The following is a 6727-nucleotide window of genomic DNA, read 5'->3' on the forward strand; positions in this document are numbered from 1 at the left end:
GGGTGAGATGCGAGAGAGACGGCGGACATGTCGAGCGGCTCCGATAGGCTCGCACCCGTGCGGCGGTGCGATCGATCGGCGGTTAGGGCAGCAATGGTAAGCAAAGCGGTAACGATGCCCGGAAGCGCGTCTGCTCCGATCAGTTGATGCTGGCGATCAGCGCGCTTAACTGGCGACGCCCGAGGTCGTTGACCGAGATGTTGGTGCGCGACGCCGCGGCCTTCTGACCCACCGTGCGCAGCAGCGTCGCCTGGTAGCTGGCGCAACCGGCGCTCTCGGCCGTGCGCAGGCAAACGGTGCTGCCGTCCATCGCAGTACGGGTGATGACGGCGCGCGACGGGATGGCGCGTCCGGTGTCGGCCTGTGCGCTGCCAGCCAGCGTGGCGGCGACGGCTGCGGCGGCGATGAGCGTCTGGCGGATCATGGTTCGGCTCCGTGGTATTTGGTGGTGGGACGACTGACGCCCTCTTGATGGTCCGCTTCTGCCCGGTTGGACGGGTGCGCGATATTACCCCTTGGGGTCAGGTTCAGGCGGCGCGGGTCAGCGCGCTCAAGCCGCGGGTGAGCACCTCCGGCAGGTCATCGCCGACACAGCCCGCCACCGCCTGTTCGACATCGGCCGCGGCATCGGCGAGCGGCGAGGTACCGCTTGCCGCCAGCGTGCGCAGGTGCGCCGAAATCTCGATCAGCGTCGCTTCCTCAAGTGCGCCGGTGCGGATCAGCCGCGACAGGGTTTCCAGCACGTCCTTGCAGTCGGGGGTCGTCGCCCTGCCCCAGCGGTCGAGCACCTGCTGCAGCTCGGCGAGGCGCAACGGCTTGGCGAGGTGCGCCTGCATTCCCGCCGCCAGGCACAGGTCGATGTCGTCGGCATAAGCGTTCGCGGTCAGCGCGACGATCGGCAGCGTCTCGGGTGCATGTCCGGCAGCACGCAGCCGACGCGTCGCCTCAAGCCCGTCGACCTCGGGCATCTGCATGTCCATCAGCACGAGTGCGAACGGGTCGCCCGCCGCCTGCGCCTCTGCCACTGCGGCAACTGCCGCGGCGCCGTCCGCCGCGACGACGCAGCGCGCGCCCAGCCGCTCGAGCATTGCCGAGGCGAGCATCTGGTTGATCTCGTGATCCTCAGCCAGCAACACGCGAATATCAGGCGATCCGCCACGGGCCGGCAGCGCGAGCGGCGCGACAGCCGGCGTCGTCGCGGCTTCCGCGGCGATCAGCGGCACGCGCAGAACGAAGGAGCTACCCTCGCCCGGCACAGACTCCAGCCGCAGCGAACCCCGCATCAACCGCGCGAGCTGCGCACCGATCGCGAGGCCGAGACCCGACCCACCGAAGCGCCGCGCGGTCGAGGTGTCCGACTGCGTGAATTTGTCGAAGATGGCGGCGTGGCGCGCCGGATCGATCCCGATCCCGGTGTCGCGAACCTCGATCTCCAGCCACGCGCCGTCATCGTCGCTGACGGCGTTGGCACGAAGCGCAACCGAGCCTGCGTCGGTGAACTTGACCGCGTTGCCGAGCAGATTGAGCACGATCTGGCGCAGTCGCAGCCCGTCGCCCTCGACGCGCGCGGGCACTGCGTCGGCGACCTCGCACGTGAGCGTCAGCGACTTCTGTTCGGCGAGCGGCGCCATCAGCTTCGCGCACCCGCGCAGCGCATGACGCAGGTCCACGGGTTCGGCCGCTATCTGCATCTGCCCCGCATCGATCTTGGACAGGTCGAGGATATCGTTGAGCAGCCGCATCATCGCCCGGCCTGAGTCGGCGATCACCTGCACGCGGGCGCGCTGCGCCGGCTCGAGCTTGCCATCCAGCAGGAGCTCGGTCGCGCCTATTACCCCGTTCATCGGCGTGCGAATCTCGTGGCTCATGTTGGCGAGGAAGGTCGCCTTCGCCGCGCCCGCAATCTCGGCGGCATCGCGTGCCGCGGCGAGCTGCAATTCCAGCTCTTTCCGCCCGGTCACGTCGCGGATCGAGATGATGATTTCCTGCGCCGCACCCGTTGCGGGATTGCGGACCAGTCCGCAATTCGCCTCCAGCCACCGCCACGTGCCCGGACGATCGACGGGTTCGGAGCGATAGCTGACCACCATCTTGTCGATGATCCCGCGCGCGAGGTCCTGATACGCACTGCGCACGATCGCGTCGTCGTCCGGGTGAAAGCGTGACAGCATCGACGCGCCCAGAAGCTGTTCCGGCGGTGCCCCGATAACATCGCGCACCGACGGCGACGCATAGAGGCACGTGCCGTCGAGCGTCAGGCGGAACACCGCATCGGTGGCGTTGCTGGCGAGCAGGCGCAGCTGGTTCTCGCTGTCGGCAAGCGCCGCGGCGGCAAAGGTGCGCTCGCTGATGTCAATCGTCACGCCGATGTGACCGACCGGGCAGGCGAACAGGTCGCGCTCCACCGCGCTCATCGCATCGGCCCAGATTTGCGTTCCGTCAGCGTGCACGAAGCGGAACTCTCCGCGGTAGTTGCCGCTGGTTGCCGCGGTCGCCTGCCAGTCGGCGAACACCTTCGCGCGATCGTCGGGGTGAACCGCATTCGCCCAGCCGTCCCCGGCTGCCTGCTCGGGCGTTTGCCCCGCGAGCACATACCAGGCGCGGTTGGCGTAGGTGAGCGCGCCTTTCGCATCGGTGCGGAAAATGCCGACGGGCGCCAGATCGGCGAGGGTCTGGAAACGACGTTCGCTCTCGCGCAGCGCCTGTTCGAACAGCAGGCGGTCGGTTACGTCGTTTAGCGAGCCGACGGTCGACTGCGGCACGCCGTGCTGATCGAACAGGATGCGCGCACTCACGTCGACGTGGCGGATCGCGCCGTCACGACGGATGATGCGCAACCGCCCGACCTGCCCCTCCAGCGTACGTGCGACGAAGCGCTGCTGCATCTCGGCCAGGATCGGCAGGTCGGCGGGATGGACCGCGTCACGAACATGCGAGCCGAGCGCCTGCGCGACCGGCACGCCCGTCAGCTGCTCCCACGCAGGATTGAGAAACGACCAGCGGCCATCCGCGTCGATCCGGTAGAGCACCTCCTGCATGTTCGCGAGCATCGCGTGCGCATTGTCGTTGCGCGTGCGCAGGTCGTTTTTGGCCCGTTCCAATCGCTTCAGAATCGCGGCGATCGGCAGCCCCATGCTGAAATTCACGGCGAGAAACAGCTGCAGCACCAGCATACGCCCGTGTGCCCCGCCCTGCGTGAGCATGACAGGACCGATCCCGACGTAGGTGGCAAGCGACGCGATCACCGCCAGGATCGCAACGGTGATCGCCGCTCCAACCGCGCCAAGCCGAAACGCCGCGATCATGACAACTGGTCCGGTCACGAACAGCAAGGGGTAGCGCGACTGCGAGAACAGCAGCACGGCGAGGATGAACGCAGCGCCGCCGAACGCGGCCATCTCACGGCGGCGCACGAGCACGTCGTTGTTCTTGCCGGTCACCGCGTCGTGGAAGACGCAGACGAGCGGCGTCAGCAAGACGAGGCCAAGCGCATGCGCCCCGGCCCAGGTCAATCCCGTCACCAGCGCGAATGCAGCACCAGCCGACCAGAATGCGCCGACGATCAGCGGCGACAGCGTGAGCGGCGTCAACGCCGACAAGAGGGTGAAGCGGCCGAGCTGGCGCAAACTGTCGAGCCCGGGCGCGCGCCCGACCCGCTGCATGCCGACCACGACGAACAACACCTCCGCCATGTTGATCGTCGCGCGCACGGCGATCTGCGGCATGCTCAAGCCGGTGCTGAACAGCGCCGCGACCAGCAACGCCGCGCCGCTCATGCCAAACAGCCGCCATCTGATCGTCCACGACTGGATCAGCACGCCGACGAGCAGTGCGTTTGGCAACCACACGATTGCCACCGGCGAACTGTCGCGAGCGAGCGCCAGACACAGCCACGCGACGATGCCGAACACGGCAGCGAGGGCGAGATCGACGGCGAGCGAGCGCGATAGCCGGACGGGGATCATGATCCGGACCTAGCCGCCGGTGGTTAATGAGCGGCTAACGCACTCTTTTCACTCATGCATAAGTGTAGGGACCACCCTCCTCGAGCGCCTTCTGATAGGCCGGGCGCGCGTGAATTTTCTCCAGCCACGCGATCGTGTTGGGTCGGCTCTTGTCCAGCCCGCCGCGGCTGCGCGCCGCCTCGAGCGGAAAACTCATCATGATGTCGGCGGCGCTCAGTTGATCGCCCGCGAACCAGGGACGGCCGGCGAGCGACTGTTCGACAAAGTCGAGGTGGACATCGATCATCGGCTGGATACGCCGGGTCGCGGGCTTGCCCATCAACGGTATGCGGCCGAGCACCAGCTTGAGCAGCAGCGGCGGCATCAGCGACCCTTCGGCATAATGCAGCCAGAAACGATAGGAGAGCGCATCGTCGCGCTTCGCTGGCGCGCCGAGCCTGCCGTCCGCCTTGTCGACCAGATATTCGACGATCGCCCCTGTCTCGGCGATCACGCGGCCACCATCATCGGTGTCCTCGATGACGGGTGATTTGCCGAGCGGGTGAACCCGGCGCAGCTCGGGCGGCGCGAGCATCGTCTTCTTGTTGCGCTCGTACCGTTTCACCTCGTGCGGCAGGCCGAGTTCCTCCAGCATCCACAACACACGCTGCGAACGGGAATTTTCGAGATGGTGGACGATGATGGTCATGCGTGCTCCCCTGCGGCGCGGGCGGTCCAGATCCAGGCCGATGCCGGCATCGTGACGCGCCCAGAAACGGCATAACGCGCGAGCCGCGTTCTGATCCGATCGAGCAGGTCGCGGCGCGCATCGTCAGCTGCCGCGCGGATCGCCGCCGCAGCGGGACCGATCCTTCCGAAGAAGTCTAACGCGTCGGCGAGGGCGTCCTCGTCGCTCGCCCCTTCGCCCGCGACATAATCGAAGTCCGCCTGCTCCACCGCGAGGACCTTCCAGCCCGCATGCGCCAACACGTCGGCAACAAAGGCGCTGTCGGCGAAGGCGAACGGTCCGGGCGAGTAACTTGTACCTTCCCACACCGGCGCGCCGATCGCATGATCGAGCACGTCCACCCACCGGTTCTCACCTCGGGCGCGGAAGCAGGAGAAGACCAGCGGTGCGCCGGCGACTGCGCTGCGACGCAGGTGACTGAACGCGGCACGCGGATCGTCGAAGAACATGACGCCGTGGTGCGAGAAGATCAGGTCGAGCGGCGGCACCACCAAGGTCAAGGCATCGCCGGCGATGAAGCGGGAATTACTCAGCGGGTGGCGTTCGGATGCGATCGCCACCATCGGCGCGGAGAGATCGACCCCCGTTACCGACGCTAGCGGACGCGCCTGCGCCACGGCAGCGCTCGTGCTGCCGACGCCGCAGCCCAGGTCCATAAACCGACCCTCAGCGGGTGCGACTGCGAGGATCGCGCGGGCAAGCTGCGGGGCCAGGTGCGAGAAACTGCGCTCCGTTCGTCGCCACTCTTTCGCCCAAACGTCGCCAACCTTTCCGGTCCAGTCGCCCGCGGCGGTCATCTACGCCCCCCTCTTCCGCTGATTCGCGCCCGAACCTCAAACACGAACGGCTCGCCATTGCTGACGAGCCGCGCGTAATTGCTTATCGGGATCGTTCCGGATCAGATGTCATCGTCTTCCGACGGTCCCGCCATCATCTCCTCCGCCACCGCCTCGGTACGCGCGCGGATCGCTTTTTCCAGGCGGTCGGCCATTTCCTTGTTGTCGCGCAGGAAGTTCTTGGCGTTCTCACGCCCCTGCCCGATCCGCACGCTGTCGTAGGAGAACCAAGCGCCCGACTTCTCGACCAGCCCGGCCTTGACGCCCAGATCAAGAATTTCCCCGATCTTGGAGATGCCCTCGCCATACATGATGTCGAACTCGACCTGCTTGAACGGCGGCGCGACCTTGTTCTTCACGACCTTCACGCGGGTCGCATTGCCGGTGACCTCGTCGCGGTCCTTGATCGCGCCAGTGCGGCGGATGTCGAGGCGGACCGAGGCGTAGAATTTCAGCGCATTGCCGCCTGTCGTCGTCTCCGGGTTGCCGTACATCACGCCGATCTTCATGCGCAGCTGGTTGATGAAGATCACCATGCAGCGCGAGCGGCTGATCGAGCCGGTCAGCTTGCGCAAGCTCTGCGACATCAGACGCGCCTGCAGACCGACGTGGCTGTCGCCCATCTCACCCTCGATCTCCGCACGCGGCACGAGCGCCGCGACCGAATCGACCACCAGCACGTCGATCGCATTCGAGCGCACCAGCGTGTCGGTGATTTCCAGCGCCTGCTCGCCCGTGTCGGGCTGCGACACGATCAGCTCGTCGATATTGACGCCCAGCTTCTTGGCGTAGACGGGATCGAGCGCGTGCTCGGCATCGACGAACGCGGCGGTGCCGCCGTTCTTCTGCGCTTCCGCGATGACGTGGAGCGCGAGCGTCGTCTTACCCGAGCTTTCCGGGCCGTACACCTCGATCACGCGGCCGCGCGGCAATCCACCGACGCCGAGCGCAATGTCGAGCCCGAGCGATCCGGTGGAGATCGCCTCGACCTGCATCGCTTCCTTCTGCCCGAGCTTCATCGCCGAACCCTTGCCGAACGCACGGTCGATCTGCGCGAGTGCGGCGTCGAGTGCCTTTTGACGGTCGTTAGTCGCGGTTGCCATGCCGGTATCGATCACCTGAAGTTTTGCGGCCATTGCCGATCCCTTTCGCTAGAGCACCCGCGCACGACGTTCAACGCGTTCCTGCTCATGTACACA

General features: G+C 66.6%; 5 protein-coding genes. All 5 read right to left on the reverse strand.

Annotated elements, in window-relative coordinates:
• Positions 1 to 139: 139 nt before the first annotated feature.
• The 5 genes from QZ847_RS15840 to recA all read right to left on the reverse strand — a co-directional run bounded on the left by QZ847_RS15840 (position 140) and on the right by recA (position 6664).
• Positions 140 to 424 carry a hypothetical protein gene (locus QZ847_RS15840; protein WP_294191589.1) on the reverse strand — a complete coding sequence of 95 codons (285 nt, stop codon included), beginning with the start codon at positions 422 to 424 and terminating at the stop codon, positions 140 to 142.
• A gap of 103 nt (positions 425 to 527) precedes the next feature.
• Positions 528 to 3965, reverse strand: coding sequence for a PAS domain S-box protein (locus QZ847_RS15845; protein WP_294358357.1), 3438 nt, complete (start codon positions 3963 to 3965; stop codon positions 528 to 530).
• A gap of 52 nt (positions 3966 to 4017) precedes the next feature.
• The gene (locus QZ847_RS15850) at positions 4018 to 4653 is read right to left on the reverse strand and encodes a glutathione S-transferase (RefSeq protein WP_294358360.1); all 636 of its coding nucleotides are present in this window, start codon (positions 4651 to 4653) and stop codon (positions 4018 to 4020) included.
• A complete protein-coding gene (locus QZ847_RS15855) occupies positions 4650 to 5489 on the reverse strand; it encodes a trans-aconitate 2-methyltransferase (RefSeq protein WP_294358362.1) in 840 nt (279 codons plus the stop codon). Before QZ847_RS15855 ends, QZ847_RS15850 begins: the two co-directional genes overlap by 4 nt.
• A gap of 101 nt (positions 5490 to 5590) precedes the next feature.
• On the reverse strand, positions 5591 to 6664 hold the full coding sequence (gene recA / locus QZ847_RS15860; protein WP_294358365.1) for a recombinase RecA: 1074 nt from the start codon (positions 6662 to 6664) through the stop codon (positions 5591 to 5593).
• Between the last annotated feature and the right edge of the window lie 63 nt (positions 6665 to 6727).

It is taken from the genome of uncultured Sphingomonas sp. (assembly GCF_913778135.1).
Lineage (GTDB): Bacteria > Pseudomonadota > Alphaproteobacteria > Sphingomonadales > Sphingomonadaceae > Sphingomonas.